This is a genomic window from Frigoribacterium sp. Leaf8 (genome assembly GCF_001421165.1).
Taxonomy (GTDB): Bacteria; Actinomycetota; Actinomycetes; order Actinomycetales; family Microbacteriaceae; genus Frigoribacterium.
The window spans coordinates 385,256-410,004 of record NZ_LMKB01000006.1; the positions used below are offsets into that span (position 1 = coordinate 385,256).

Annotated in this window: 24 protein-coding genes; 15 read left to right on the top strand and 9 right to left on the bottom strand. The window is 71.6% G+C overall.

Annotation, left to right across the window (positions count from 1 at the left end; all coding sequences use genetic code 11):
- Positions 1-636: hypothetical protein (locus ASL10_RS13315; protein ID WP_162234618.1), on the bottom strand; the 636-nt coding region annotated here is incomplete at its 3' end.
- A 187-nt stretch (positions 637-823) separates the two neighbouring features.
- On the opposite strand from ASL10_RS13315, the gene ASL10_RS13320 reads away from it, so the two are divergent.
- Genes ASL10_RS13320 through ASL10_RS13340 form a run of 5 tightly spaced genes read left to right on the top strand, consistent with a single transcriptional unit; the run spans position 824 to position 6,256 of the window.
- Positions 824-1,444, top strand: coding sequence for a molybdenum cofactor guanylyltransferase (locus ASL10_RS13320; protein WP_056048759.1), 621 nt, complete (start codon positions 824-826; stop codon positions 1,442-1,444).
- Between the two features lie 9 nt (positions 1,445-1,453).
- Entirely contained in the window at positions 1,454-1,717 is a 264-nt protein-coding gene (locus ASL10_RS16085) for a DUF6457 domain-containing protein (RefSeq protein WP_056049238.1), read from the top strand.
- Positions 1,714-2,886, top strand: coding sequence for a molybdopterin molybdotransferase MoeA (locus ASL10_RS13330; protein WP_056048763.1), 1,173 nt, complete (start codon positions 1,714-1,716; stop codon positions 2,884-2,886). Before ASL10_RS16085 ends, ASL10_RS13330 begins: the two co-directional genes overlap by 4 nt.
- A gap of 53 nt (positions 2,887-2,939) precedes the next feature.
- Positions 2,940-3,947, top strand: coding sequence for a formate dehydrogenase accessory sulfurtransferase FdhD (gene fdhD / locus ASL10_RS13335; protein ID WP_082460583.1), 1,008 nt, complete (start codon positions 2,940-2,942; stop codon positions 3,945-3,947).
- Positions 3,944-6,256 carry an FdhF/YdeP family oxidoreductase gene (locus ASL10_RS13340; protein ID WP_056048765.1) on the top strand — a complete coding sequence of 771 codons (2,313 nt, stop codon included), beginning with the start codon at positions 3,944-3,946 and terminating at the stop codon, positions 6,254-6,256. The genes fdhD and ASL10_RS13340 overlap by 4 nt, the downstream gene beginning before the upstream one ends.
- Positions 6,257-6,307: 51 nt before the next feature.
- On the opposite strand, the gene ASL10_RS13345 is transcribed toward ASL10_RS13340, so the two are convergent.
- Positions 6,308-7,021: an MBL fold metallo-hydrolase gene (locus ASL10_RS13345; protein ID WP_056048769.1), complete on the bottom strand. Its 714-nt coding sequence runs from the start codon at positions 7,019-7,021 to the stop codon at positions 6,308-6,310.
- Positions 7,022-7,074: 53 nt separating this feature from the next.
- On the opposite strand from ASL10_RS13345, the gene ASL10_RS13350 reads away from it, so the two are divergent.
- On the top strand, positions 7,075-7,623 hold the full coding sequence (locus ASL10_RS13350; RefSeq protein ID WP_056048770.1) for a TetR/AcrR family transcriptional regulator: 549 nt from the start codon (positions 7,075-7,077) through the stop codon (positions 7,621-7,623).
- Between the two features lie 35 nt (positions 7,624-7,658).
- Here the strand turns inward: ASL10_RS13350 and ASL10_RS13355 are convergent, their stop codons facing one another.
- Positions 7,659-8,846, bottom strand: a complete 1,188-nt coding sequence (locus tag ASL10_RS13355) for a N(5)-(carboxyethyl)ornithine synthase (RefSeq protein ID WP_056048773.1) — start codon at positions 8,844-8,846, stop codon at positions 7,659-7,661.
- A gap of 42 nt (positions 8,847-8,888) precedes the next feature.
- Entirely contained in the window at positions 8,889-9,962 is a 1,074-nt protein-coding gene (gene ychF / locus ASL10_RS13360) for a redox-regulated ATPase YchF (RefSeq protein ID WP_043597911.1), read from the bottom strand.
- 119 nt (positions 9,963-10,081) lie between these two features.
- On the opposite strand from ychF, the gene ASL10_RS13365 reads away from it, so the two are divergent.
- Both ASL10_RS13365 and ASL10_RS13370 read left to right on the top strand, forming a co-directional pair.
- Positions 10,082-10,711, top strand: coding sequence for an exonuclease domain-containing protein (locus ASL10_RS13365; protein WP_056048775.1), 630 nt, complete (start codon positions 10,082-10,084; stop codon positions 10,709-10,711).
- Positions 10,712-10,816: 105 nt separating this feature from the next.
- Positions 10,817-12,085 (top strand): DNA recombination protein RmuC, encoded by a 1,269-nt coding sequence (locus ASL10_RS13370; RefSeq protein ID WP_056048778.1) that lies wholly within the window; start codon positions 10,817-10,819, stop codon positions 12,083-12,085.
- A gap of 66 nt (positions 12,086-12,151) precedes the next feature.
- On the opposite strand, the gene glpX is transcribed toward ASL10_RS13370, so the two are convergent.
- Entirely contained in the window at positions 12,152-13,150 is a 999-nt protein-coding gene (gene glpX, locus ASL10_RS13375; protein ID WP_043597850.1) for a class II fructose-bisphosphatase, read from the bottom strand.
- A 111-nt stretch (positions 13,151-13,261) separates the two neighbouring features.
- Here glpX and fbaA point away from each other — a divergent pair, with 111 nt between their 5' ends.
- Positions 13,262-14,290, top strand: coding sequence for a class II fructose-bisphosphate aldolase (gene fbaA, locus ASL10_RS13380; protein ID WP_043597847.1), 1,029 nt, complete (start codon positions 13,262-13,264; stop codon positions 14,288-14,290).
- A 76-nt stretch (positions 14,291-14,366) separates the two neighbouring features.
- Here the strand turns inward: fbaA and ASL10_RS13385 are convergent, their stop codons facing one another.
- Both ASL10_RS13385 and ASL10_RS13390 read right to left on the bottom strand, forming a co-directional pair.
- Complete coding sequence (locus ASL10_RS13385; RefSeq protein ID WP_056048781.1) at positions 14,367-14,948, bottom strand: DUF6264 family protein; 582 nt, start codon at positions 14,946-14,948, stop codon at positions 14,367-14,369.
- On the bottom strand, positions 14,945-16,009 hold the full coding sequence (locus ASL10_RS13390) for a 4-hydroxy-3-methylbut-2-enyl diphosphate reductase (protein WP_233568507.1): 1,065 nt from the start codon (positions 16,007-16,009) through the stop codon (positions 14,945-14,947). The genes ASL10_RS13385 and ASL10_RS13390 overlap by 4 nt, the downstream gene beginning before the upstream one ends.
- Before the next feature lie 124 nt (positions 16,010-16,133).
- Between ASL10_RS13390 and xseA the strand changes: the two genes are divergently transcribed.
- The 5 genes from xseA to ASL10_RS13415 all read left to right on the top strand — a co-directional run bounded on the left by xseA (position 16,134) and on the right by ASL10_RS13415 (position 20,562).
- Positions 16,134-17,423, top strand: coding sequence for an exodeoxyribonuclease VII large subunit (xseA, locus tag ASL10_RS13395; protein WP_056048784.1), 1,290 nt, complete (start codon positions 16,134-16,136; stop codon positions 17,421-17,423).
- A 9-nt stretch (positions 17,424-17,432) separates the two neighbouring features.
- Positions 17,433-17,663: an exodeoxyribonuclease VII small subunit gene (locus ASL10_RS13400; protein WP_056048788.1), complete on the top strand. Its 231-nt coding sequence runs from the start codon at positions 17,433-17,435 to the stop codon at positions 17,661-17,663.
- Positions 17,660-18,343 (top strand): DUF4245 domain-containing protein, encoded by a 684-nt coding sequence (locus tag ASL10_RS13405; protein ID WP_056048791.1) that lies wholly within the window; start codon positions 17,660-17,662, stop codon positions 18,341-18,343. The genes ASL10_RS13400 and ASL10_RS13405 overlap by 4 nt, the downstream gene beginning before the upstream one ends.
- A gap of 142 nt (positions 18,344-18,485) precedes the next feature.
- Complete coding sequence (locus tag ASL10_RS13410; protein WP_056049244.1) at positions 18,486-19,076, top strand: carbonic anhydrase; 591 nt, start codon at positions 18,486-18,488, stop codon at positions 19,074-19,076.
- A gap of 85 nt (positions 19,077-19,161) precedes the next feature.
- A complete protein-coding gene (locus tag ASL10_RS13415; protein WP_255350807.1) occupies positions 19,162-20,562 on the top strand; it encodes a class II fumarate hydratase in 1,401 nt (466 codons plus the stop codon).
- Between the two features lie 221 nt (positions 20,563-20,783).
- On the opposite strand, the gene ASL10_RS13420 is transcribed toward ASL10_RS13415, so the two are convergent.
- The gene (locus ASL10_RS13420) at positions 20,784-21,269 is read right to left on the bottom strand and encodes a prepilin peptidase (RefSeq protein ID WP_056048795.1); all 486 of its coding nucleotides are present in this window, start codon (positions 21,267-21,269) and stop codon (positions 20,784-20,786) included.
- A gap of 476 nt (positions 21,270-21,745) precedes the next feature.
- Between ASL10_RS13420 and ASL10_RS16090 the strand changes: the two genes are divergently transcribed.
- Positions 21,746-22,102 (top strand): hypothetical protein, encoded by a 357-nt coding sequence (locus ASL10_RS16090; RefSeq protein WP_157485505.1) that lies wholly within the window; start codon positions 21,746-21,748, stop codon positions 22,100-22,102.
- 1,178 nt (positions 22,103-23,280) lie between these two features.
- Here ASL10_RS16090 and ASL10_RS13430 read toward each other — a convergent pair.
- Positions 23,281-24,624, bottom strand: coding sequence for a PhoH family protein (locus ASL10_RS13430; protein ID WP_056049250.1), 1,344 nt, complete (start codon positions 24,622-24,624; stop codon positions 23,281-23,283).
- Between the last annotated feature and the right edge of the window lie 125 nt (positions 24,625-24,749).

The following is a 24,749-nucleotide window of genomic DNA, read 5'->3' on the forward strand; positions in this document are numbered from 1 at the left end:
GACGACGTCGTCGCGCACCAGCACGGTGTCCGCCATGTCGACGCCGTACATCGGGTGGGTCGTGACGTACTGGCAGAGCGAGCCGCCGTACGCCTCGGAGCAGTCGTAGACCACGCCGTCGAGCCAGAAGACCGAGGTGGGTTCGCGTCCCTCGGCGAGCCAGGCGGGATACGCCGCGGCCGTCGCGGCGTCCACCGTGCTGACGTCGGCGAAGAGGCCCGTGACGTCGGCCCGCATGTCGGCCCAGCCACAGCGGAGCACCTGGGCGGACGCCACGACGTCCCTCAGGTCGGCGTCGGCGCCGGGTGCCGTGGGAGCGACCTGTCCCATCGGCTGACCGAAGTAGGCGGGGTCGTTGAGGGGGGCGTCGCCCATCGTGGCGGCGTAGGTCGCGGCGTCCACCAGGTCGGTGCAGTCCGTCGGGATCGACACGGGCCGCGTCGTCGGGGTCTGCGACGGAGTCCCCGTCGGGGTCTCCGACGGGGTCGCGGTGGCCTCGGGCGAGGCGGCGACGTCGGTCGCCGGGGCGGTCGGACCGGACGTCGACGCGCCCGCTCCACCCGTCGCCGGCGCGCAACCGGCCAGCAGTCCGGCCAGTGCAAGACCGACGAGGGCGGTGTTCACGGAACGCTTCATGGTCGTCTCCCCCTCGCCAGGCCGATGCCGGACCGGTCTGTCGGCTGATCTCTCCAGCCTAACGACAACGACACGAGGAAGCCTCGGCTCCGAGGACGACATCGGATCATCCTCCGGGATGGCCTCGCCCCGAGGACGCCGGTCGAGGGCAGGTCTAGGCTCGCGGCGTGGACGCGGGTGGCAGGGCATGACCGGGGACGCCGGGTTCGACGCCGTCCTGCTCGCCGGGGGTCGCGCCTCCCGGGTGCACGGTGCCGACAAGACCGGCTTCACGAGTGGCGACGCGACGCTCCTCGACCGGGCCGTCCAGGCGGCGGCCGGAGCCCGGACCCTCGTCGTGGTCGGCCTGCGCGACGGTCGGGTGCCGCCCGCCGGAGCCCTGCTCACCCGTGAGGAGCCTGCCTGGTCCGGGCCGGTGGCCGCCCTCGCGGCCGGTCTCGCCGTCGTCGGCGACCCGGCACCGTGGGCACTCGTGCTGGCCTGCGACCTGCCGCGGGCGCCTGAGGCCGTGGCGGCCCTTGTCGCCGGCGGCGCCGAGGACGACGAACACCGGGACGGTCGGCTCGCCGTCGACTCGGGCGGGCGACGTCAGCCACTGCTCGCTCTCTACCGGACCGACGCCCTGCGGACGCGACTCGGAGGACTGCGGGCCGACGGCCCCCTCGAGGGCCTGTCGCTCCGCCGTCTGCTCGACGGGCTCGACCTGCTCGAGGTCCCCGTGCCCGACGCGCTCTGCGCCGACGTCGACACCGTCGCCGACGCCGACCGCCTGGGTGTCGTCCGGCGCGAGGCCGACGCGACTGGTTGAGTGTCGACCATGACCGACACACCTGCCGAACTCGACGCCTGGGCCGCACGACTCGTCCGGGCCCTGGGCCTGCCCGACGACTTCGTGGTCGACGTCCCCGTGGTTCTCGACCTCGCCCGCGACGCGGCGCACGGCGTCGCCCGCCCGGCCGCCCCGCTGACGACGTTCCTCGTCGGCTACGCCGCGGGGCTCGCCGGCGGCTCGCAGGCCGAGCTGGACCGGGCGACCGCGACCGCCACCGCGCTGGCCACGGCCACGGCCGACCCGGCGTGACGGTCCGGCGGGCCGACTGGCGGGTGGCCCGCGCCGAGGCGTCCGACGCCGCCCGGGCACTGCCCCGCGACCTCGAGACCGTCGTGCTCGCCGACGCGGTCGGTCGCACGCTGGCCCGGGACGCCACGAGCCTCGCGCGCGTGCCCGGCTCCGACGTCTCGGCGATGGACGGCTGGGCGGTCGCCGGCGAGGGCCCCTGGCGACTCGGCCCGTCGATCGTCGCGGGCCGGGTCGCCGACGACGACGGCTCGCTGCCGACCGGGGTCGCGCGACCGGTCACCACGGGCGCCGTCGTCCCGGACGGGACGGACCGGGTGCTGCGCTCGGAGTCCGGGCACGTGGCCGACGGCGTCCTGACGGCCGACGACGACCCCCGCCGTCCGCCGCACGTCCGGCGAGCCGGAGAAGAGATCGACCGCGGCGACGCCCTGATCACCGCGGGCACGCTCCTCACCCCGCCCCGCGTCGCCGTGCTGGCCCTCGGCGGGCACGACGCCGTGCCCGTGGTGACCCGCCCGACGGTGGCCCTGGCCGTGCTCGGCGACGAGGTCGTGGCCGAGGGCGTGCCCGAGCGCGGCACGGTCCGCGACGTGTTCTCGGTGCCGGTGCCGCGCCTCCTCGGCTCCCTCGGCACGGCGTCCGCGACCACGACGCGGGTGGCCGACGACCTCGACACGACGATCGCCGCCCTCGACCGCCCGGACCGTCGCCTCGTGGTGACGACCGGCGGCACCGCGCACGGCCCGACCGACCACGTCCGCGCCGCCCTCGACCGGCTGGGCGCCGAGCTGGTGGTCGACGGTCTCGCGATGCGTCCGGGGCAGCCCCTGGTCGTCGCGCGCCGCGGCGACACGGTCTACCTGTGCCTGCCGGGCAACCCGATGGCCGCCTACGTGGGGCTCGTGGTCGTGGGGACCGCGGTGGTGGACGGCCTCCTCGGGAGGCGACCCGCGCCTCCCGGGTCCGTCACGCTCGCCGTCGACGTGGCCCACCCCCGACCCGGCGCGCTCGTGCAGGCGTACCGGGCGACCCCGGACGGAGCCGTGCCGACCGAGCGACAGTCGTCGGCGATGCTGCGCGGCCTGGCCGACGCCGACGGGCTGCTCGTCGTGCCCGAGGGCGGGGCGCGGGCGGGCGACGTCGTCCCCTCGCTCGGCCTCCCGTGGTGAGTCACGGGCCCCGCCGGCTTTCGATTCCGGGGTTCGAGGGGTAGACCTGACCCATGGCACGCATCACGTCCCGCAAACCGGTGACCCGCATCACGGTCGGCGACGACGGCAGCGCCGGCGTCCGCAAGACCATGGACACCCTCGCGGTCGAGGAACCCCTCGAGATCCGCGTCGGCGGCACGTCGCTCGCCATCACCATGCGCACGCCCGGTCACGACTTCGACCTGGCCGCGGGGTTCCTCGTGTCCGAGGCCGTCATCTCGACCGGTGACGAGTTCTTCGCCGCCCGCTACTGCGCCGGGGCCACCGCCGAGGGGCTCAACACGTACAACGTGCTCGACGTCACGCTCGCGCCCGGGGTGCCGGCGCCCGACCCGAGCCTCGAGCGGGCGTTCTACACGACCAGCTCGTGCGGGCTGTGCGGCAAGGCCTCGATCGACGCCGTCCGCACGACGTCGCAACACGACGTGCGGCACGACCCCCTCGTCGTCGACCCCGCCCTGCTCGCGACCTTCCCCGACCGCCTGCGCGAGGGCCAGGACGTGTTCGAGAAGACCGGCGGGCTCCACGCCGCGGCGCTCTTCGACGGCCGCACGGGCGAGCTGCTCGTCCTGCGCGAGGACGTCGGTCGGCACAACGCCGTCGACAAGGTCGTCGGCTGGGCCGTCAAGGAGGCGCGGCTGCCGTTGGGCGGGACCGTCCTGATGGTCTCGGGTCGCGCCTCGTTCGAGCTCACGCAGAAGGCGTCGATGGCCGGCATCCCGGTGCTCGCCGCCGTGTCGGCACCGTCGTCGCTCGCCGTCGACCTCGCGACCGAGCTGGGCGTCACGATCGTGGGGTTCCTCCGCGGTCGGTCGATGGTCGTCTACTCGCGACCGGACCGGCTCGGCGAGCCCGACGGGATCGAGCCGTCGGCCCGCTCGCGCGACGCCGGCGACGCGACCCGCGCCTCCTCATCCCGCGAATCCGCCGACGCCGATGACGCCGACGCCCTCGACTCCCCCGGCGGCGCGACGCGCGCCTCCTCGCCCGTCCCCCTGACGATCGGAACCAGACCGTGACCGAGAAACCCCCCGTCTCCGACGTGACCGACGCCGACATCGAGGTCGGCCCCCCGCGCGAGTGGGCCGCCGGCGTGCCCGGCGTGCTGCACTCGATGGACCCGGCCATCAAGCAGCTCGGGCTTGCCCGCACCGTCAAGCTCATGACGTCGCTGAACCAGAAGGACGGCTTCGACTGCATGAGCTGCGCCTGGCCCGACCCGAACCACCGCAAGGTCGCCGAGTTCTGCGAGAACGGCGCCAAGGCGGTCACCTGGGAGGCCAACCCGGTGCTCGTGCCCGACACGTTCTGGGCCGAGCACTCGGTGACCGACCTGCTCGACAAGACCGAGTACTGGCTCGGCATGCAGGGCCGCCTCACCAAGCCCGTGCACAAGCCCGCCGGCAGCGACCACTACCGCGAGGTGTCGTGGGACGAGGCGTTCCGCATCGTCGGCGACAAGCTGAGGTCTCTCGACAGCCCGGACGAGGCGTCGTTCTACACGTCCGGCCGCACCTCGAACGAGGCGGCCTTCGCGTACCAGCTGTTCGTGCGCGCCTTCGGCACGAACAACCTGCCCGACTGCTCGAACATGTGCCACGAGTCGACGAGCCTCGCCATGGCCGAGGTGGTCGGCATCGGCAAGTCGACCATCGCCTACGACGACTTCGAGCAGGCCGACCTGATCGTCATCCTCGGGCAGAACCCGGGCACCAACCACCCGCGCATGCTGACGGCCCTCGAGGACGCCAAGCTCAAGGGCGCGAAGATCGTGGCGGTCAACCCGCTGCCCGAGGCCGGCCTGCGTCGCTACAAGAACCCGCAGCTGCCGCGCGGCGTCGCGGGTCGCGGCACGGAGATCGCCGACCAGTTCCTGCAGATCCGGCTCGGTGGCGACATGGCGTTGCTGCAGGCCGTCGCCAAGCGCGTCCTCGAGGCCGAGGACGCCGCCCCCGGCACGGTGCTCGACCACGAGTTCCTGGCCGAGCACACCGTCGGGCTCGAGGCCTTCCGTGAGCACATCGCGCAGGTCGACGACGACGAGGTGCTGCTCGCGACCGGGCTCGACCGGGCCGAGATCGACGAGCTGGCCGACCGCTACCTGGCCTCGGACCGCGTGATCATCACCTGGGCGATGGGCATCACGCAGCACCGCAAGGCCGTCGACACCATCAAGGAGATCATCAACCTGCTGCTCCTGCGGGGCAACATCGGCAAGCCGGGTGCCGGCGCCTCGCCGATCCGCGGGCACAGCAACGTGCAGGGCGACCGCACGATGGGCATCTGGGAGCAGGTCTCGGACGAGTTCCTCGACGCCCTGCAGAAGGAGTTCCGCTTCGACCCGCCGCGCGAGCACGGCGTCGACGCCCTCAAGGGCATCAAGGCCATGCAGGAGGGGCGCATCAAGTTCTGGATGGGCATGGGCGGCAACCTCGTGGCCGCGATCTCGGACACCCAGCTCGCCGAAGCCGCGATGCGCGGGACCGACATGACCGTCCAGGTGTCGACGAAGCTGAACCGCTCGCACGCCGTGGTCGGCGCCGAGGCGCTCATCCTGCCGACGCTCGGCCGCACCGAGATCGACGTGCAGGAGGCCGGGCCGCAGTTCGTCTCGGTCGAGGACACCGTGTGCTCGGTGCACGGCAGCCACGGCCAGGTGCCGCCGGTCGCGCCCGACCTGCTCAGCGAGGTCGCCATCGTCAGTCGCCTGGCGCGGGCGACGCTCGGCGACCGGGCCGACCTCGAGATCGACTGGAAGGGCTTCGAGGACGACTACGACACGCTGCGCGACCACATCAGCCGGGTCGTGCCGGGCTTCGAGCGCTACAGCGAGCGGGTGCGCAGCCGTGACGGCTTCGTGCTGCCGAACGGGCCGCGCGACTCGCGGACCTTCGCGACGAAGGTCGGCAAGGCGATGATCACGGTCAACGACCTCGAGCACGTCGAACGACCCGAGGGGACGCTGCTGCTGCAGACCCTGCGCTCGCACGACCAGTACAACACCACGATCTACAGCCTCAACGACCGCTACCGCGGCATCAAGAAGGGTCGGCACGTGGTCTTCGTCAACCCGCTCGACCTCGACGACCTCGGGCTGACCGACGGCCAGAAGGTCGACGTGTCGACGGTCTGGACCGACGACGTCGAGCGGGTGCTCCGCGACTACCGCATCGTCGCCTACCCCACGGCCCGCGGGTGCGCCGCCGCGTACTTCCCCGAGGCGAACCTGCTCGTGCCGCTCGACAGCGCGTCGATCGGCAGCAACACCCCGGTGTCGAAGGCCGTGCTGGTGCGGGTGACGCCGGCGGCGGTGCCGGTCGGGGTCTGACCCCGGGTCGGCCCGTCGCCGGGCGGCGCCGTCCGAGCCGGCTCGGTCGGGTCAGCGGGCGGCGGCGCGGACGGCGGTGACGGCCGCGGCCACGCCACCGTCCCAGGGAGCGCCGTGGCCCGGCAGCACCCAGGTCGCACCGGTCCCGAGCAGGGCGTCGAGCGAGGCGAGGGCCTGCTCGGGCTCGTCGGTGAACGGAGCCGGGGCGGGCCCGACGTGCCCGGTCGTCACGTGGCGCGTGGTCAGGGCGTCGCCCACGAAGACGGCGTCGACGCTCGGGACGAAGACGGCGATGCTGCCCTCGGAGTGCCCGGGCATCGGGATGATCCGAGGCGCACCCGGCAGGTCGAGCGTCTCGCCCCCGTGCACCTCGACGACCTCGGTGAGCCACGCGGTCCTCGCCCCGCCCTTGCGCAGGCTGTAGCCGGCGAACCCCAGCAGGGGGCCGAGCTTCATGGGCGGCATGCCGTTCCCCGGCTTCGGGCCGCCCTTCGCCCGCGAGGCGTCGGCGGCGTGGACGTACACGGGCACCCCGTGTTCGCGACGCAGCCGCTCGGCGAAGCCGACGTGGTCGGAGTCACCGTGGGTGAGGACGACGCCCTTCACGTTGTCGGGGGTGCGTCCGACGGCGGCCAGCTCGGAGACGAGTTCGGACCAGAGGCCGGGCAGACCGGCGTCGATCACGGTCACGCCCTCGGGCGTGACGACGAGGTACGCGGCGACGATGTCGTTGCCGATGCGGTGGAGGGAGGGGGCGAGTTCCATGATGGCTACGGTAGTTAGCCATCATGGCTATTGTCAATAGCTATACTCGACGGATGCCCACACCCGACCGCACCTCACCCGACGCCATCCTGTTCGCCGCGCGCGAGTTGCTCGAGGCCGACGGCCCGTCCGGCCTCACGATGGCCGCGGTCGCGGCACGGGTCGGCGTGCGTGCGCCCTCGCTCTACAAGAGGGTCGAGAACCGGGAGGCGCTGCTGCGGTCGGTCGCGGAGGCCACCCTCACCGACCTGGCCGCGCGGCTCGACGGGGCGGGGTCCGCTCGCGAGGTGCTCGACGCCTTCCGCACGTTCGGGCACGAGCGCCCGGCCGCGTTCCAGCTGGTCATGACGCCCGGGCCCGGCGTCCCCACCGCGCGACGCGAGTTCGGCGCCGCGGCGAGCGCCGCCGCCCTCCGGGTCGGCGAGCAGCTCGTCGGGCCGGAGCGGGCCCTCGACGCCGCCCGCACGCTCACGGCGTGGGTGGCGGGCTTCGTCATCATGGAGCTCAACGGCGGCTTCCAGCTGGGCGGCGACGTCGACGGGGCGTGGGACTTCGGGGCCGAGCGCGTCCTCGCGGCCCTCGCCGCGCCTCCTGCGGTCTGATCCGTCCCCCGCGACCGCCCGGCCTGGCGCTCTGCTCAGTCGAGCGGTGCGTGCGGGTACGAGGAGGCGCGGTGCTGGAACTCGAGGATCGCCTCGTTCTCGACCCGCCCCTCCGCGATCTCGACGGCGCGGCGGATCGTGTCGGACGCCGCCCACGAGGTCGGCCCCTCCATGACGGTGCGGAGGAAGGGGAGGAGGGCTTCGCTGATCTCCCACGTCGTGGAATTCCAGAGGAGCGACGGGCTGTGGTCGACGGCGTAGTAGTTCGTGGTGGCGCCCACCGTGACGAGCGGTTCGGCGAACGTCGTGGCGCGGGCCCAGTCGAAGCCCATGCCTTCGTCCACCGAGACGTCGACGATGAGGCTGCCGGGGCGGAAGGCGTCGAGGTCGGTCTCGCGCAGGTAGGTGAGCGGGGCGTTCGGGTCCTGGAGGGTGCAGTTGACGACGATGTCGGCTGCGGCGAGGAACGGAGCGAGGGCGACCGGCCCGTCGGGGGTGTTCACGGTGCTGGCGCCGGGCGTCTCGGGGTCGTGTTCGAACTGGAAGATGTCGACCGACGGGATCGGCGACCCGACGGCGGCGATGTTGCGGTTCGTCAGGACGCGCACGTCGTGGATGCCGTGGGCGTTGAGGGCCGTGACGGCGCCGCGGGCGGTGGCGCCGAAGCCGATGACGACGGCGCTGAGGCGACGGCCGTAGTCGCCGGTCGAGCCGCAGAGCTGGAGGGCGTGCAGCACCGAGCAGTAGCCGGCGAGCTCGTTGTTCTTGTGGAAGACGTGCAGGCCGTAGCCGCCGTCGGACTGCCAGTGGTTCATGGCCTCCCACGCGATGAGGGTGAGCCGTTTGTCGATGGCGAGCTGGGTGATCTCGCGGTCCTGGACGCAGTGCGGCCAGCCCCAGAGGGTCTGACCGTCGCGCAGGCCCTCGAGGTCGGCGGCCTGGGGCTTGGGCAGCAGGACGACGTCGCTGTCCGCGACGATCTGCTCGCGGTCGGCCATCGCCACGAGGGGCTCGAGGTCGGCGTCGGGGATGCCGAAGCGCAGGCCGTAGCCGCGCTCAAGGGTCATGTTCGCCCGCAGGTCGGCGTCGATGCGGTCGAGGTGGGCGGGGTGGATCGGCAGGCGCCGCTCGTCGGGCTTGCGCGAGGTGGCCAGGACGCCGAGGCGCAGCAGTGCGGGGGCGCCGGAGGTGGTGCCGGTGGGCGGGGAATCCGTTTGGCTCATGCTTGAGAGTAGATGAGTGGCGCTCGCCCCCGAGCCGGAGGGTCAGTTGTTGAAGCGGAACTCCACCACGTCGCCGTCCTGCATGACGTATTCCTTGCCCTCGATGCGGGCCTTGCCGGCCGAGCGGGCCTCGGCGATGGAGCCGGTCTCGACCAGGTCGTCGAACGAGATGACCTCGGCCTTGATGAAGCCCTTCTCGAAGTCGGTGTGGATGACCCCGGCGGCCTGCGGGGCCTTCCAGCCCTTGCCGATCGTCCAGGCGCGGGTCTCTTTCGGGCCGGCCGTCAGGTAGGTCTGCAGCCCGAGCGTCTCGAAGCCGATGCGGGCGAGCTGGTCGAGACCGGACTCGTCCTGCCCGAGCGACGCGAGCAGCTCGGCGGCGTCCTCGTCGTCGAGGCCGATCAGCTCGGACTCGACCTGCGCGTCGAGGAAGATCGCCTCGGCCGGCGAGACCAGGGCCTGCAGTTCGGCCTTGCGCGCCTCGTCGGTGAGGACGGCCTCGTCGACGTTGAAGACGTAGATGAAGGGCTTCGCGGTGAGCAACCCGAGTTCGCGGATCGGCTCGAGGTCGATGCTCGTGGCCGAGAGCGCCTCGCCTCGCTCGAGCGCCTCCTTGGCGGCGACGGCCGTCTCGTGCACGATCGGCTCGACGCGCTTCAGCCGCAGCTCTTTCTCGTACCGGACGAGCGCCTTCTCGACCGTCTCGAGGTCTGCGAGGATCAGCTCGGTGTTGATCGTGCCCATGTCGCTCTCGGGGTCGACCTTGCCGTCGACGTGCACGACGTCGGGGTCGTCGAAGCCGCGCACGACCTCGGCGATGGCGTCGGCCTCGCGGATGTTCGCCAGGAACTTGTTGCCGAGCCCCTCGCCCTCGCTCGCCCCCTTGACGATGCCGGCGATGTCGACGAACGACACCGGCGCGGGCAGGATCTTCTCGCTGCCGAAGAGACCGGCCAACACCTGGAGGCGCGGGTCGGGCAGGTTGACGATGCCCACGTTGGGCTCGATGGTCGCGAACGGATAGTTCGCCGCCAGCACCTGGTTCTTGGTCAGGGCGTTGAACAGGGTGGACTTGCCGACGTTGGGCAGTCCGACGATCGCGATAGTGAGAGCCACGAGGGTCAAGCGTACCGGGCCTGCCGAGCCGTGCCGTCGGAACCGCGTCCGCTGTGGACGGAACGGTCCCCCACCGCGCCTGGGGAGGCGGTGTCGGAGGCGCGTGAGAGCATGAGTCAATGCCCATCGACTTCACCGCGATCGACTTCGAGACCGCTAACTCGAGCAGCGCCAGTGCCTGCTCCGTCGGCCTCGTCAAGGTCCGCGACGGCGTCGTCGTCGACAAGGTCGGCTGGTTGATCCAGCCACCCACCGGGCACGACGAGTTCTCCGAGTGGAACACCCGCATCCACGGCATCGTCGCGAACGACGTCGTCGGCGCCTTCGGCTGGGCCGAACAGTTCGAGCTGCTCGCCGACTTCGCCGGCGACGACGTCTTCGTCGCCCACAACGCCGGCTTCGACATGGGCGTCATCAAGGCCGCCTGCGCAGCGACCGGGCTCACCCCTCCCCCGTGGTCGTACCTCTGCAGCCTGCAGGTCGCCCGCAAGACCTACTCGCTCGACTCGTACCGACTGCCGGTCGCCGCGACGGCCGCCGGATTCGACGCCTTCTCCCACCACGACGCCCTCGCCGACGCCGAGGCCTGTGCGGCCATCGTCGCCCACGCCGCACTGTTCCACGGCGCCTCCGACCTGTCCGAACTCGCGACGATCGCGTCGGTCAAGGTGAAGGTGCTGCAGCCGGCCGGGGCGCCGACGGCGCCCGCCGTGCCCCGGGCCGACCGACGCCCGATGGCCTTCGGCTAGGCGCCTCCCTCACGCCAGTCCGACGCCCCCGGGGCGCGTCGGTCTCTCCCGACCCCACCGCGTCGACTCCCGACCGGTGTCGGTGGCCGCTGCCACACTTCCGCCATGCCCCTTCCGCTCGCGCTGTTCCTCGCCCTGCTGCTCGGTCTCGTCCTCGGCGTCGCCGTCGGAGCACTCGTCGCTCGTACCCGCGCCGCGGAGGCGACGGCACGCCTGTCGTCCGACCTCGCCGCAGCCCGCGCCGTGGCCGATGCCACTCGTGAGCGCCTCGACGGTCAGGACGACCAGTACCGTCGACAGATCGCGCAGCAAGAAGACCGCCTCCGCGAGTTCCAGGACCGCCTCCGCGACGTCCGCATCGCCGAGGCCGAGAGGGCACGCACCGACGGTCAGGTGCTCGTCGCGCTCAGCCCTGTGGCCGAGAGCCTGCAGGCCGTCCAGCAGAAGGTGGCCGAGCTCGAAGCCGAACGCACCCTCCAGTACGGCGCCCTCAGCGAGCAGCTCCGCACCGCCGCCGAATCGGGTGAACGGCTCCGCGGGACGGCCGAGTCGCTCGCCTCCGCGCTGAAGTCGAACAGCACCCGCGGCGTGTGGGGCGAGACCCAGTTGCGCAACGTCGTGCAGGCCGCGGGTCTCGTCGAGCGCGTCGACTTCGACGTGCAGACGTCGATCTCGTCGGACGCCGGCTCCGGTCGCCCCGACATGGTGGTGCACCTCCCCGGCGGCAAGAACATCGCGGTCGACGCCAAGGTGCCGTTCTCCGCCTACCTCGAGGCCAGCGCCATCCCCGCATCCGCCACGGGCGACGAGGGCGCACGACGCGACCAGCTGGTCCGGCAGCACGTCAAGGCGCTGCGGGCCCACGTCGACGCCCTGGCGGGCAAGACGTACTGGGCCGGACTCGAGTCCTCGCCCGAGCTGGTCATCGCGTTCATCCCGAGCGAGTCGCTCGTGTCGTCCGCCCTCGAGGCCGACCCGGCCCTGATGGACTACGCCTTCCAGAAGCGCGTCGCCCTCGCCTCGCCCGTGACCCTCTGGTCGGTGCTCAAGACCGTCGCCTTCAGCTGGCAACAGGACGTCGTCACCGCCGAGGCGAAAGAGCTCTTCGACCTCAGCCGCGAACTCTACGGTCGGCTGTCGACCATGGCCGGCCACGTCGACAAGCTCGGCCGGTCGCTACGCGCCGGCGTCACGGACTACAACCGGTTCGTCGGGTCGCTCGAGCGGACGGTCCTCCCGTCGGCCCGCCGGCTCAGCATGCTCGACGAGTCCAAGGTCCTCGCGACCCCGACGATCGTCGAGGAGTCTCCCCGAGAACTCACCGCCCCCGAGCTCGCGTCGGCCCTCGTCGAGGGCAGCACCGACCACGAGTGACCCCCCGACACGACGAACGCCCGGCCGAGGCCGGGCGTTCGTCGTGTCAGGTGGGTGTCGCGCCGATCAGGCCTTCTCGCCGTACCACTTCGAGACGAGGTGGTCGGCCTCGACCCGGCGGATGGTGCCCGAGTGCGAGCGCAGCACGATGCTCGACGTGCGGATCATGCCCTGCTTGCGCGTGACGCCCGCGACGAGTGCACCGTCGGTGACACCCGTGGCGACGAAGTACGCGTTGTCGCCCGTGACGAGGTCGTCCTGGTCGAGGACGCGGTCGAGGTCGTGACCGGCGTCGATCGCCTTCTGGCGCTCGGCGTCGTCCTTCGGGGCGAGGCGGGCGAGGATCAGGCCGTCGAGGGCCTTGACCGCGCAGGCCGTGATGATGCCCTCGGGCGTGCCACCGACACCGACGCACATGTCGATGCGGGAGTCGGGACGGGCGGCGTTGATGCCACCGGCGACGTCACCGTCGAGGAGCAGGCGGGTCGACGCGCCCACGGCCCGGATCTCGGCGATGAGGTCGGCGTGACGGGGACGGTCGAGGACGGCGATCTGCATGTCCTCGACGGCGATGCCCTTGGCGGCGGCCAGGGCGGTGATGTTCTCGCCGATGGGACGGTCGAGGTCGATGATGCCGCGGCCCTCGGGGCCCGTGACGATCTTGTCCATGTAGAAGACGGCGCTGGGGTCGTACATGCTGCCGCGGTCGCTGACGGCGATCACCGAGAGGGCGTTCATGCGTCCCGCCGCGGTGAGGCTCGTGCCGTCGATGGGGTCGACGGCGATGTCGCAGGCCGGGCCGAAGCCGTTGCCCACGTGCTCGCCGTTGAAGAGCATCGGGGCTTCGTCCTTCTCGCCCTCGCCGATCACGACCACGCCGTCGAACGCCACCGTGCCCAAGAACTTGCGCATGGCGTCGACCGCGGCCTTGTCGGCGGCGTTCTTGTCGCCCTTGCCGATGAACGGCGCCGAACGGATCGCGGCCGCCTCGGTGGCCCGGACCAGTTCCATGCCGAGGTTGCGGTCGGGGTGCGAGTAGAGGGTTCCGGAATCCGTGTCAGCCATGCTCCGGATCTTACCCGCGCCGCGCCTCCCGACCGGGCTCCGACGACCAGGACGAACAGACGTGCGCTGACTAGGGTGGATGAGCCACCAGCCGTGATCGAAGGAGATTCAATGCCCGTCGCAACCCCCGAGCAGTACGCCGAGATGCTCGACAAGGCGAAGAACAAGGGCTTCGCCTACCCCGCCGTCAACGTCTCGTCGTCGCAGACGATCAACTCCGTGCTGCAGGGCCTGACCGAGGCGGGCAGCGACGGCATCATCCAGGTCACCACCGGCGGCGCCGACTACTTCGCCGGCCACACCGTCAAGAACCGCGCCGCGGGCGCCATCGCCTTCGCCAAGTTCGCGACCGAGGTCGCGAAGAACTACCCGGTGACCGTCGCCCTCCACACCGACCACTGCCCGAAGGACGCCCTCGACGGCTTCGTGCTCCCGCTCATCGCCGCCTCCGAAGAAGAGGTCCGGGCCGGTCGCAACCCGCTGTTCCAGTCGCACATGTGGGACGGCTCGGCCGTCCCGCTCGACGAGAACATCTCGATCGCGCAGGACGTGCTGAAGCGCACCAAGGCCATCAACGCCATCCTCGAGGTCGAGATCGGCGTCGTCGGCGGCGAAGAAGACGGCGTGCAGCACGAAGGCACCAACGACGCGCTCTACACCACGGTGGGCGACGTCACCCGCGTGGTCGAGGCGCTCGGCCTCGGCGAACACGGCCGCTACATCGCCGCCCTCACCTTCGGCAACGTGCACGGCGTGTACAAGCCGGGCAACGTCAAGCTGCGTCCCGAACTGCTCGGCGAGATCCAGCAGGGCATCCAGGAGAAGTTCGGCACCGCCGCGAAGCCCCTCGAACTCGTCTTCCACGGTGGTTCGGGGTCGTCCGACGCCGAGATCGCCGAGGCCGTCTCGAACGGCGTCGTCAAGATGAACCTCGACACCGACACGCAGTACGCCTTCAGCCGGTCCATCGCCGACACCGTGTTGAAGAACTACGACGGGTTCCTCAAGGTCGACGGCGAGGTCGGCAACAAGAAGCAGTACGACCCCCGCGCCTGGGGCAAGGTCGCCGAGAGCGCCATGGCCGCCCGCGTCGTCGAGGCGACGAAGCAGCTCGGGTCGTACGGTCAGTCGGCGAGCTGACCCGCGCCTCCTGGTCGCACGACGAAGCCCCCGAGCGAGTGCTCGGGGGCTTCGTCGTGGGAGCGAGGGGTGGACGTCAGTTCGACCCCGAGAAGTAGTCGTTCGTGAAGCTCTGCATCGCCTCGGCGAAAGCCGGGTCACCCATCAGGATGGCTGCCGCCCCGAAGCCCTGCACGAGGCCGAAGACCACACCGGCGACGAGGGGCACCACGAAGCCGAGACGCCCGGCACGCAGCCGCCGGAGGGTCCACCAGGTCGAGACGGCGAACAGCGTCACGGCCAGCACGGCCATGACGACCCCGAAGGTCTGCAGCGCAGCGGACGAGCCGAACCCCGAGAGGTCGAGCCCGAACGTCTCGAACTGGGCGAGCTGCGTCGTCGCGTAACCGGGCACGCGGGCGACGGCCTGGATCGCCCCGAAGGCACCCAGCCCGATCAGGGCGAACGTCGCCACCCGGTCGATGCGCCGCCCGGTCGAGAGCGCAGGAGGCGCGGTGCGGGTCTCGTCACCGGGGCGGACGTCGGTCGAGACCGCGGGCCGGGCGCCCTGACCGGCGACCCGCGCCTCCTCGGCGGCGTCGGCCTCGGCCGCGGCGGGATTGACCCAGCCCTCGGGCGCGTACTCGCCGTAGCGCGGCTTCGGTCGGTCGTCGGTCATCGGGTGCGACCGCCGAGGCCGCGGGCGTCGACCTGGCCCGTCGCGTCTTTCCGCAGCTCTTTCGGCAGTGAGAACATCAGGTCTTCCTCAGCCGTGACGACCTCGTGGACGTCGACGTAGCCGGCGTCCGACAGGTCGGCCAGCACCTCGTCGACGAGCACCTCGGGAACCGACGCGCCGGAGGTGACCCCCACCGTCTCGACGCCGTCGAGCCACTCCTGCTTGATCTCGTTCGTGTAGTCGACGCGGTAGGCGGCCTTGGCGCCGTGCTCGAGAGCGACCTCGACGAGACGCACGCTGTTGGAGCTGTTCGCCGATCCGACGACGATGACGAGGTCGGCGCCCTGGGCGACCTTCTTGATGGCGACCTGGCGGTTCTGCGTGGCGTAGCAGATGTCGTCGCTCGGGGGGTTCTGGATGTTCGGGAACCGCTCACGCAGTCGACGCACGGTCTCCATCGTCTCGTCGACGCTGAGGGTGGTCTGCGACAGCCAGACGAGGTTGTCGGGGTCGGCGACGACGAGGTCGTCGACCTCGCCCGGGTTCTGCACCAGGGTGGTGCGATCCGCCGCGTGGCCCATCGTGCCCTCGACCTCTTCGTGCCCGGCGTGGCCGATCAGGATGATGTGCCGGCCCTGGTTGCCGAAGCGCACGGCCTCGCGGTGGACCTTCGTGACGAGGGGGCAGGTCGCGTCGATGGCCTGCAGCTCGCGATCCGCCGCACCCTTCACGACGGCCGGCGAGACGCCGTGCGCGCTGAACACGATGTGCGACCCCGGGGGCACCTCGTCGACCTCGTCGACGAAGATGGCCCCCTGGCTCTCGAGGGTCGCGACCACGTGCACGTTGTGGACGATCTGCTTGCGGACGTAGACGGGCGCGCCGTAGTGCTCGAGGGCTTTCTCGACCGCGATGACGGCGCGGTCGACGCCGGCGCAGTACCCGCGGGGTGCCGCGAGCAGCACCTGCTTGCGTCCGTTGACGGGGGTATCCTTTAGCCTGTTCCGCACCGCAGGAACACGCGGTGTCGGCAGGTCGATGGCGAGGGCGCCGTTGGAGATGTGGCTCACCCGACGAGTCTAGGTGTGCCGGACTGGTCGCGTACTGGGAGAGACCGCGCGACCGGTCGATCACCGGGGTCGCCGCTCGTCCTGCCGGTGTCGACCACCCCTCGAACGGAGCTCCATGACGATCGTTCCCCCTCCCCCCACCGCCGAGTCCCCGTGGCCCGTCGGCCTCCTCGCGAGCAAGGTGCGCGACTGGATCGACCGCCTGGGGACGGCCTGGGTCGAGGGCGAGATCACCCAGTGGAACGTCTCGGGCGGCAACGTCTACGGCAAGCTCCGCGACCTCGAACACGACGCGACCGTCTCGTTCTCGATCTGGTCCAGCGTGAAGTCACGCGTACCCGCCGACCTCAAGCAGGGCGACCGGGTCATCGCCGCCGTCAAGCCGAACTACTGGGTCAAGGGCGGCAGCCTCACGATGCAGGTCTTCGACATGCGCCACGTCGGGCTCGGCGACCTCCTCGAACGACTCGAGCGCCTCCGTCGCCAGCTCACGGCCGAGGGGCTCTTCTCCCCCGAGCGCAAGCGGGCCCTGCCGTTCCTGCCCGGCTGCATCGGCCTCGTCACCGGCAAGGACAGCGACGCCGAGAAAGACGTCCTGCGCAACGCCCAGCTGAGATGGCCCTCGGTCTCGTTCCGCGTCGTGCACTCGGCGGTGCAGGGCGACCGCATGGTCGGCGAGGTCACGGCGGCGATCCAGCGCCTCGACGCCGACGACGAGGTCGACGTCATCATCGTCGCGCGAGGCGGCGGCGATTTCCAGAACCTCCTCGGCTTCAGCGACGAAGGCCTCGTCCGCGCCGTCTCGGCGTGCACCACGCCGGTCGTCAGCGCCATCGGGCACGAGGCGGATCGGCCGCTCCTCGACGACGTCGCCGACCTGCGCGCGTCCACGCCCACCGACGCCGCGAAACGGGTCGTCCCCGACGTGACCGAAGAACTGTCGCGCGTGCAACAGGCGCGCACCCGCATCGGCGTGCGCCTGACCTCGCTGGTCGCCACCGAGATCGACCGGCTCGAACAGATCCGCAGCCGGCCGGTGCTGGCGTCGCCCCAGACCCTCGTCGACGTGCGGGCCGACGAGGTCGTCCGGGCGGTGGCCCGCGGCGAAGAACTCGTCGGCCGGGCCGTCGAGAGGGCGCACACCCGCGTCTCGGAGCTCACGGCCCAGCTGCGCGCCTTGTCGCCGCAGGGCACGCTGCGCCGCGGTTACGCGATCGTGCAGCTGCCGTCGGGCAGGGTGTTGCGGTCCCCCGCCGAGGCCCCCGCCGAGACGCGCCTGCTCGTGACGACCGACGGAGGCGCGGTGGGCGCCGTCAGCACCGGCGCCTCCTCCCCAGGCTCCGACGCTCCCGACGAGTCGTCACCCGTGGCGTCCGCCACGACCTCCGTCAGCACCCCTCGTTAGGATCGTCGCGTGGACACCACCCCGACCAGCACCCCGCCCGACGTCTCGTCGCTCAGCTACGAGCAGGCCCGCGACGAGCTCGTGTCCGTCGTGTCCGAACTCGAGCAGGGCGCCTCGACCCTCGAGCGCTCGCTGGCCCTCTGGGAACGCGGCGAGGCGCTCGCCCGGCGCTGCGAAGAATGGTTGATGGGGGCGCGGGAGCGCCTCGAGGCGGCCCGCCGTCAGGGGTCGGCAGAATGACCTCCCCCTCCGACGGCGGTCCCCGGGGCTCGCGACGTCCCCGAGAGCCCCGCATCGTCGCCGAACTCGGCCGACCCGAGACCCCGGACGAGACCGCCGCGCGCAAGGCCGAGAACACCCGCAAGCACTACGCGAACCAGACGGCGATCAACCTGACCCTGTCGATCGTCGCCTCGCTCGGCATCGTGCTCTTCCTCGTGCTCGTCGTGGTCCGCCCGAGTGGCACGGTGAACCGGCAAGAGATCGACTACGTCCAGGTCGCGTCGCAGGCCCAGGCGAGCGTCGACGCCCCCCTGGCCGCGCCTCCGCTGCCCGACGGCTGGAGCTCGAACGCCGCCGAGGTCCGGTCCACGACCCGCGACGACGTGCCGACCTGGTACGTGGGGCTGATCACGCCGGCCCAGCAGTTCATCGGGCTCGAACAGGGCATCGACGCCAATCCGACCTGGGTCAGCCTGCAGGTGCAGAACGCGGCGGCGACGTCGACCCGGTCGATCGGCGGTCTGACCTGGGACGTCTACGACCGGCGCGACGCCGACGACCCGGGCAACTACGCCTATGCCCTGACCACCACGGTCGACCGCAGCTCGTACGTGCTCTACGGCACGGCCGACGATGCCGAGTTCGACGTGCTGGCCACCTCCCTTGCCGAGCAGATCTCCAGCCAAGAAAGCGAATGACGTGACCCGACACGACCCCGCCGCCGGCGTGCCCGCCACCGCGGTCCCTTCCGCACCCGAGAACACCGCGACGTCCCGGCCCACGGACGTCTCGGCCATCGCGCCGGTGAGCGCGTCCGAGCCGGGGACGGCATGGAGCCGGATGGTGGACGGCAACCACCGTTTCGTCGAGGGGGCACCTCGCCACCCCCACCAGGACAGCGACCGGCGGTCGTCCCTCGCCGCCGGCCAAGAGCCCGTGGCGGCCCTCTTCGGATGCGCCGACTCGCGACTGGCCGCCGAGATCATCTTCGACGTCGGCCTCGGTGACCTCTTCGTCGTGCGCAACGCCGGCCAGGTGGTCGGCGACACCGTCATCGCCTCGCTCGAGTTCGCGGTCTCGGTGCTCCACGTCCCCCTCATCGTGGTGCTCGGCCACGACAGCTGCGGCGCCGTCGCCTCGGCCATCGACTCCATCGGTTCCGACGCCGCCCCCGGGTCGGCCTTCCTGGGTGGGCTGATCGACATGATCATGCCGTCGGTCGAGCGTGCCCAGCTCGACCTCGAGACGGGTGCCGACCTCGACCCCCGCACGGTCGGCCAATTGCACATCGAGGCGTCGGTCCGCACGCTCGTCGACCGGTCCGCCCTCATCGCGTCCGCCGTCGCGGACGGTAAGTTGGCCGTGGTCGGCGCGAACTACGACCTCGCCAACGGGCGGGTCGACCCTTCGGTCGTCGTCGGCCGACTCTGAACCGAGTCGGTGCGAACGCTCCGACGCCCCGCGCCCTCGACGGGCGCAGCAGCCCGGCAGGGCCCGAGGAAAGGACCACGACGTCGTGACCACATCCGAGACCGAGTACCGCATCGAGCACGACACGATGGGCGAGGTGCGGGTGCCCGCATCGGCCCTCTACCGCGCCCAGACGCAGCGTGCCGTCGAGAACTTCCCCATCAGCGGGGCCGGTCTCGAGCCGGCGCAGATCGTCGCGCTCGCTCGCATCAAGCGCGCGGCCGCCCTGGTGAACGGCGAGATGGGCATCATCGACCGTCCCGTCGCCGATGCGATCGTCTCGGCCGCGGACCAGATCATCGGTGGCAGCCATCACGACCAGTTCCCGGTCGACGTCTACCAGACCGGCAGCGGCACGTCTTCGAACATGAACATGAACGAGGTGCTCGCCACCCTCGCCGGAACGGTCGACGGCGTCGCCGTCCACCCCAACGACCACGTCAACGCGTCGCAGTCGTCGAACGACGTGTTCCCGACCTCGGTGCACGTCGCCGTCACGGGCGCGCTGCTGCACGACCTGGTGCCCGCCCTCGACCACCTGGCGGTCGCCCTCGAGAAGAAGGCCACGGCCTGGTCCGACGTGGTGAAGGCGGGCCGCACCCACCTCATGGACGCCACGCCGGTCACGCTCGGGCAGGAGTTCGGCGGCTACGCCCGGCAGATCCGTCTCGCGATCGAACGGGTGCAGAGCGCCCTGCCGCGCGTGGCAGAGGTCCCCCTGGGCGGAACGGCCACCGGCACCGGCATCAACACGCCTCAGGGCTTCCCGCAGCGGGTCATCGCCGCCCTCGCGGACGACAGCGGGCTGCCCGTCACCGAGGCGCTCGACCACTTCGAGGCGCAGGGGGCCCGCGACGCGCTCGTCGAGGCCTCCGGTGCCTTGCGCGTGCTCGCCGTGAGCCTCACCAAGATCAACAACGACATCCGCTGGATGGGCTCTGGGCCCAACGCGGGTCTCGGCGAGCTGCACATCCCCGACCTGCAGCCCGGCTCGTCGATCATGCCGGGCAAGGTCAACCCGGTCATCCCCGAGGCCGTGCTCATGGTCTCGGCACGGGTGATCGGCAACGACGCGACGATCGCCTGGGCGGGCGCGTCCGGAGCCTTCGAACTCAACGTGGCGATCCCCGTGATGGGGACGGCGTTGCTCGAGTCGATCCGCCTGCTCTCGAACGCCACCCGCGCCCTGGCGGACAAGACCGTCGACGGGCTCGAGGCCAACGTCGAGCACGCCCGGGCCCTCGCCGAGTCGTCCCCGTCGATCGTGACGCCGCTCAACCGCGTCATCGGCTACGAGGCCGCGGCGAAGGTGGCCAAGCACGCGGTGGCCCAGAAGCTCACCGTTCGCGAGGCCGTCGTCGATCTCGGGTTCGTCGAGCGGGGCGAGGTCACCGAGCAGCAGCTCGACACCGCACTCGACGTGCTCAGCATGACCCACCCGGGCTGAGCCCACCCGCCTGAGTCCAGCCCCGAGCGGCCCGGGTCGAGCCCTCCGTCCTGAGCCCATCCCCGGCCGGCCGGGACCACAGCACGTCGAGGAGGCGCGCGCCCGTCGTCGACGGACACGCGCCTCCTCGACCTTTAGGCTTCTCTACCCTCTCGCCTGCCTGTTCGCGTTCCTGTTCCCGTTCCCGTTCCCGTCGACGGGGGCACGCCGCGACGCGGACCTCACGGACCCGTCACGACGGCATCGACGGCGACGGCCACCGACGGGCTGGCCACGACACACCAGAAGGCCGCGAGCAGGCACGGCCCGAAAGGGATGCCCCGGCTGACCGATGCCAGCTCTGGCCACGGAGGCGTGCCGGCCCGTCGCGACCTCGAGCCCAACGCCCGAACGCCGGCCACCCCGACCGCGAACGTTCCGGCAAGAGCCCAGAGACCCAGGAGGGCCGCCGGGCTACCCGTCGCGACGAGTCCGCTCAACACGGCGCCGAGCTTGACGTCCCCCATGCCCAGGCCGCCGGCGATGGCGGCCACCAGACCGAGCACGGCGGCGACCAGGGCGAAGGCCAGGCTCGTGGCCGCCGTGGCGATACCGCCCCCCGCGACGAGCAGGACGGTCGACACCCCCCACGCACCCGCGGCCACTCCGACGAGGACGTTCGGCAGTCGACGCTCGGCGATGTCGATCCAGACCAGGGCCGGAGTCACGGCCGCGACTCCGAGACATCCGACGAGCGTCACCGCCCCGGCGCTCGCGCCCGTGAGGGGGCCGGCATCCAGTGTGGCGGCAGCGACCGTGACCGCCGACAGTGCAGCCGCGGCGACTGCTTCGAGGGCCTGCGTGCGCTCCTGTCGCGGTCCATCACCACCTCGAACCGCTTCCCCGTCCGACGAGCGCGTCCCGTCCGGCGAGCGCGTCCCGTCCGGCGAGCCCGTCCCGTCCGACGAACCCGTCCCGTCCGGGGACGCCGTCTCGTCCACGAGACCTTCCGACGAGCTCACGATGCTCCTGATGACGAGGCCGTCTCCGATCCCGACCGACCCGAATGCGGAGTACGTCCCCGAGCTGGTCGGACCAGATGCCACGGGCGTCGACCTCGCGTGCGCCGAGTTCGCGGACGGTGGGCACGGCCCGTCGTCACGACGAGTCGCCGTCGAGGTCGCCGGGCGTCGTCGAGCACCGCGTGCACGGCCTCGACGATGAGCGATCGATGGTCGCGCACCATCTCGTAGCTGGCTCGAAGGGCGGTTCGTCCCTGGACCGTGATCGCGAGGTCCTTCAGACGGTCCGCGTCGAACGTGTCGCCGTGCCACCTGCGCCCGTCGAGTTCGAGGGCGACGACACCGTCGACGACGACGTCGATGCGGCGGCGATCCTCCGGGCCGACCCGGGTCTGGGACTCGACGCGGTGCCCCAGGTCGGCGAACGTCACCCGCATGACGCTCTCGATGAAGCTCTCGCTCCGCGGATCGGCCCAGTCGACGATGCCCCTCACATCGGCGGGAGCCTCGGCGAACGCCGCGTGCAGTCCGGCGACTGAGAAGTGACCGCTCGACAGCGCCCAGTCCAGGAGGGCGACGGCCTCGTCGAGAGGAGCCGCCGTCACGGCGTCCACCAGAGCGGTGCCGACGGGAACGGCCCAGGCCGCCCGCCGTGCGTCCTCCGATCCGTGTTCGTCGTCATCCGGCGGACGGGGCACCGGCCCGGGTGACGGACGACAGGGCACGCCCCCGTCGGAGCGCCACAGCACCCTCGCACCGTGCCTGGCCCGAAGTCGTGAGGCTCCAGGGGGCACCACGACGCTGACGATCGGAACGGTGGTCCACATCCACGCCCCGAGGAGGGCCAAGAGCGACGCCCCGGTCAACCGGCCCCCGATGCGCACGGCCTCGTACCGTGCGTCCCCCGGCGCGAAGGTCGTGTACCACCCGCGTCGGGCTCGGTGAACGTGCCCGGATCGCACTGCTGCGGTGAGCATCCGGTCGGTGGCTCCGAGGGCGACGAGATCCCGCTTGTGGAGGACGCCGCCTGCCCTCCTGACGTGGGTCGCGATCTGCTGCATGCCGACAGGCTGACGCGACCCGCGCCTCCTCCGCGGCGCACGAGAGCCCGCCGGTGGAGAACGTCCGCGTCGCGCGAGGTGGGGCCGAGGCGTCCCTCACCGCGGCTCGTCGACCCCGCGGCTCGTCGACCCCGCGGCGCGCCCGTGCCCGCGCCCCGCGCCCGTCCGGGCGTTCCCGACCATGCTGGCAAGTCCGGAGAATACCGCCCACCGACCTCGACACGGCCTCGAACCGTGTCGGATTGCTGAGTTGCCGACCGGCAGGTGGACCCTGGTGCCGGTCGAGCACGGCACGGGTCGCACCGAGACGCCGACTCGTCACGGACCACCGAGCACCACGCGACCCCGAGCACAGTCCGGTGGGCAACTCAGGAGAACGGCGACCAGGTGCGGCCCTGACTCCCCGCAGCCTGCCGATCGCCGGAGTTGCCGACACGACGCGCGGTGGCGGACACGCAGGAGGCGCGACGCCAGAACGCAGGACGCGCAGCGCCAGACACGCAAGACGCGCGGCGCCAGACCGCGGGAGGCGCAGCGCCAGACACGCAGGAGGCGCGGCGCCGGACACGCCGGAGGCGCGGCGCCAGAACGCAGGAGCCGCGGCGCCAGACACGCGGGAGGCGCGGGTCAGGTGACCCGCGCCTCCTGCGTCCCTGCTACACCAGGTCGTTCGACTCGAGCATCTCGGTGACGAGGGCGGCGATCGCGGACCTCTCGGAGCGGGTCAGCGTCACGTGACCGAACAGCGGGTGACCCTTGAGCGTCTCGATGACCGAGGCGACCCCGTCGTGCCGGCCGACGCGCAGGTTGTCGCGCTGCGCCACGTCGTGGGTCAGCACCACCCGCGAGTTCTGGCCGATGCGGCTCAGGACGGTCAGCAGGACGTTGCGCTCGAGGGACTGCGCCTCGTCGACGATCACGAAGGCGTCGTGCAACGACCGGCCCCGGATGTGCGTCAGGGGCAGGACCTCGAGGATGCCCCGCTCGACCACCTCGTCGAGGACGTTCTGGGACACGATCGCGCCCAGCGTGTCGAAGACGGCCTGCGCCCACGGGTTCATCTTCTCGCCGGCGTCGCCCGGGAGGAACCCCAGGTCTTGGCCGCCCACCGCGTAGAGCGGGCGGAACACCATGATCTTCTTGTGCTGCTGCTTCTCGAGGACGGCCTCGAGGCCGGCGCAGAGCGCGAGGGCCGATTTGCCCGTGCCGGCGCTGCCCCCCAGCGACACGATGCCCACCTCGGGGTCGAGCAGCAGGTCGATCGCGAGGCGCTGCTCGGCCGATCGACCGTGCAGCCCGAAGACGTCGCGATCGCCGCGGACGAGACGAGCCTCGCCGCGGGCGACCACGCGCCCCAGTGCCGAGCCCCGCTCCGAGTGCACGACCACCCCGGTGTTCACGGGGACGTCCGCGAGCGCACGGGCGGAGATCTTCTCGGACTCGTAGAACGAGGCCATCTGCTCGCTCGAGACGTCGATCGAGGTCTGCCCGGTGTACCCGCTGTCGACGACCTGTTCGGCCCGGTATTCTTCGGCGGCCAGTCCGATCGACGCGGCCTTCACCCGCAGGGGCAGGTCTTTCGAGACGACCGTGACGGCCAGCCCGTCGGCGGCGAGGTTCGACGCGACGGCGAGGATGCGCGAGTCGGCGTCGTTCAGTTGCAGGCCCGAGGGCAGGACCGACATGTTCGAGTGGTTCAGCTCGACCCGCAGGGAGCCCCCGTCACCCACGGCCACCGGGAAGTCGAGACGGTCGTGCTTCACGCGGAGGTCGTCGAGGAGGCGCAGGGCCTGGCGCGCGAAGTAGCCCAGCTCGGGGTCGTGACGTTTGCCCTCGAGTTCGCTGACGACGACGACGGGAAGCACCACGTCGTGCTCGGCGAAGCGGAAGAGCGCCTGTGGATCGGACAGCAACACCGAGGTGTCGAGCACGTACGTGCGTTGGGCGACCGACTGGTCACCCCCCGTCGTTGCTGCGGTGTTGCGTTCGGTTGAGGTGATGTTCGACGCGGTCACGACCACTCCGTCCTCGGGCGGCTGGGCACCCGGGTACCTTCGGCAGAGACGGCCGCGGAGCAGTTGCGAGGCGAACTTTCGTGGCCGTCTCGATCGGGCTCCTTGCCCGA

Excerpts from the sequence above, each read along its gene's own strand:
- ASL10_RS13370 (WP_056048778.1), top strand. The coding sequence starts at position 10,817 with ATGCCCCTTCCGCTCGCGCTGTTCCTCGCCCTGCTGCTCGGTCTCGTC.
- xseA (WP_056048784.1), top strand. The coding sequence starts at position 16,134 with ATGACGATCGTTCCCCCTCCCCCCACCGCCGAGTCCCCGTGGCCCGTC.
- ASL10_RS16085 (WP_056049238.1), top strand. The coding sequence starts at position 1,454 with ATGACCGACACACCTGCCGAACTCGACGCCTGGGCCGCACGACTCGTC.
- ASL10_RS13365 (WP_056048775.1), top strand. The coding sequence starts at position 10,082 with ATGCCCATCGACTTCACCGCGATCGACTTCGAGACCGCTAACTCGAGC.
- fdhD (WP_082460583.1), top strand. The coding sequence starts at position 2,940 with ATGGCACGCATCACGTCCCGCAAACCGGTGACCCGCATCACGGTCGGC.
- ASL10_RS13320 (WP_056048759.1), top strand. The coding sequence starts at position 824 with ATGACCGGGGACGCCGGGTTCGACGCCGTCCTGCTCGCCGGGGGTCGC.
- ASL10_RS13350 (WP_056048770.1), top strand. The coding sequence starts at position 7,075 with ATGCCCACACCCGACCGCACCTCACCCGACGCCATCCTGTTCGCCGCG.
- ASL10_RS13405 (WP_056048791.1), top strand. The coding sequence starts at position 17,660 with ATGACCTCCCCCTCCGACGGCGGTCCCCGGGGCTCGCGACGTCCCCGA.
- ASL10_RS13355 (WP_056048773.1), bottom strand. The coding sequence starts at position 8,846 with ATGAGCCAAACGGATTCCCCGCCCACCGGCACCACCTCCGGCGCCCCC.
- glpX (WP_043597850.1), bottom strand. The coding sequence starts at position 13,150 with ATGGCTGACACGGATTCCGGAACCCTCTACTCGCACCCCGACCGCAAC.
- ASL10_RS13345 (WP_056048769.1), bottom strand. The coding sequence starts at position 7,021 with ATGGAACTCGCCCCCTCCCTCCACCGCATCGGCAACGACATCGTCGCC.
- ASL10_RS13385 (WP_056048781.1), bottom strand. The coding sequence starts at position 14,948 with ATGACCGACGACCGACCGAAGCCGCGCTACGGCGAGTACGCGCCCGAG.
- ASL10_RS13410 (WP_056049244.1), top strand. The coding sequence starts at position 18,486 with ATGGTGGACGGCAACCACCGTTTCGTCGAGGGGGCACCTCGCCACCCC.
- fbaA (WP_043597847.1), top strand. The coding sequence starts at position 13,262 with ATGCCCGTCGCAACCCCCGAGCAGTACGCCGAGATGCTCGACAAGGCG.